This is a genomic window from Chamaesiphon sp. OTE_8_metabat_110 (assembly GCF_031382685.1).
Taxonomy (GTDB): domain Bacteria; phylum Cyanobacteriota; class Cyanobacteriia; order Cyanobacteriales; family Chamaesiphonaceae; genus Chamaesiphon.
In genome coordinates this window covers 1-2,017 of sequence record NZ_JANMZA010000391.1, presented here as the reverse complement: position 1 = coordinate 2,017, position 2,017 = coordinate 1, and the positions used below count along the sequence as shown (strand labels likewise).

Below are 2,017 nucleotides of genomic sequence, written 5' to 3'. Positions count from 1 at the left end.
GTAAAGCTGGATCGAGGACTTCTGGACGGTTGGTCGCCGAGAGCAAAATCACGCCCGTATTAGACGCAAAACCATCCATTTCCGACAACAATTGATTCAGCGTTTGTTCGCGCTCATCATTCCCGCCCATCGGGGAATTGGCACTAGAGCGGGATTTGCCTAAAGCATCCAATTCATCGATAAACACGCTACAGGGAGCCTGCTGTTTAGCTTGCTCGAATAGTCCCCGCACTCTGGCTGCGCCGACACCCACAAACATTTCGATAAATTCCGAACCGGAAATACTAAAGAACGGCACCCCAGCTTCGCCAGCAATAGCTTTCGCCAACAGGGTTTTACCAGTCCCCGGCGGCCCAACTAACAACACGCCCTTGGGAATTCTAGCTCCTAATTTGACATATTTATCGGCATGTTTGAGAAAATCGACGATTTCCTGAAGTTCGGCTTTTGCTTCATCGACCCCAGCCACATCATCAAAATTCACCCCAGTATCACCTGCAGTATAGGTTCTGGCCTTACTATTGCCCATACCTAAGATGCCCATTCCGCCTTGTCGCTCGGCACCACTAAATCTCGACCAGAGCGAGAGGAATAGTAACGGAAATATAAACCAACTCAAAATCGACCAAACCCCACTTAGTGGGCTAGGCGCAGGTACTGAATATTCGACCTGATGAGTGCGGAGGATTTGAGCTAGTTCGGGATCTTCGGCTAGTCGTCTGGTGACAAAGATATTTTTGGCTTCAGTCTGTTTGGATTTAGCGACAGGGGCTGATTTCAACTCGTACTGAATTTCTTGGCGATCGATTGTTGCCTTAACTACCTGTCCAGATTCTACCTGTTGGATAAATTCGCTGTAAGACTTGCGGGGATAGCTCTGCCCCGACCATGCCATCACAATTAGCAGCCAAATCAGGAAGATTAAACCACTCGGAATCGGCGAGTTTAATACTGTCGTTTTACGGTCGTTGTCAATCGGCATAGATCGACCTTCCTTGAATACAATGGAATCTCAGTTCCACTGTAGGACTCAAATCCAAGGAACTTGTGAGGAAATCGAATTGAATTGTCAGCGCGAATGATTTTGACGATCGGCCATACGCCAAGAAGATTGTTGCGCCGTGCAGCTTGGAGGATTTCAAAGAATGCCTGACTCGCATCCATATTCTGCAAACTGAGATTATTATATTTGTGCAGCAATCGTTGGCGTAGCCTCTTCTTGGAGAATCGTAATTCCATTCTAAGCGGGATAGATCGAGTTCTCCCATCGGTTCGGCTAATTGGAGCGTAATTTGGGTACAACATTGGGCATCACTAGTTATTTGCACAGCATTCGCTCGGCACAATAAAAATTGCAATTAATCCTCACAAGTTCCTCATGTCGATCGACTAATCTTAGATTGTCAAGAGTTTTAAATGTAGCTTGGTAAAAAAGATGAAAAATAATTTTGCTTTAGATAACAAGCTTTGGATAACTATAATTATTGCTCTACTAATGACTTTCCTGATCATGTCTTGGACGTACTATAGCTAGCAATCTCAATTTACTGAGTTGGGTTCGCTCAACTCAGGATCGATCTGATTCTGATTCTATCTTGGACGTAATTGTCCAGCGATAATGCTTCATCCATCGATAAGCAACAAGGTCTAGAAGAATACCGAGCGCAACTAAAATCGTCATCAAGGCAATTTGATACCAAGCGATCGGTATAACTGATAGATCGGCGATGAGGTGAGCAATATTGAGCAAAGAATAGATAACTGTCAGCCAAAATGACCGATTCGATAGCTTTTACTATCCGTAAAAGTTGACAGGACGATCGCGCATAGCGGCGGCACAAAAAAGAATAGCATCAGCCATAGAACCCAAGAAATATCCTGAGTGTCATGGGAATGAGCGATACTTTGACCGTGAAATAGCGGCATCAATCCCAGATCGGTATGAAATAGCAATGCTAGCAAAAAAGCTGTCCAGAGAGCAGATATTTGGTTGGGATAGTTTGACTTCATCCTGGCT

The 2,017-nt window shown here is 44.9% G+C and carries 2 protein-coding genes and 1 pseudogene; all 3 read right to left on the bottom strand.

The window, feature by feature from the left end; translation table 11 throughout:
* Positions 1–982 (bottom strand): ATP-dependent metallopeptidase FtsH/Yme1/Tma family protein (locus RMO52_RS14325; protein ID WP_310415378.1); only part of this gene is annotated, 982 nt, incomplete at its 3' end.
* Complete coding sequence (locus tag RMO52_RS14320; RefSeq protein ID WP_310415376.1) at positions 946–1,239, bottom strand: hypothetical protein; 294 nt, start codon at positions 1,237–1,239, stop codon at positions 946–948. The genes RMO52_RS14325 and RMO52_RS14320, both read right to left, overlap by 37 nt.
* 328 nt (positions 1,240–1,567) lie before the next feature.
* Positions 1,568–2,010 (bottom strand): annotated as a pseudogene (locus RMO52_RS24750) (hypothetical protein).
* Between the last annotated feature and the right edge of the window lie 7 nt (positions 2,011–2,017).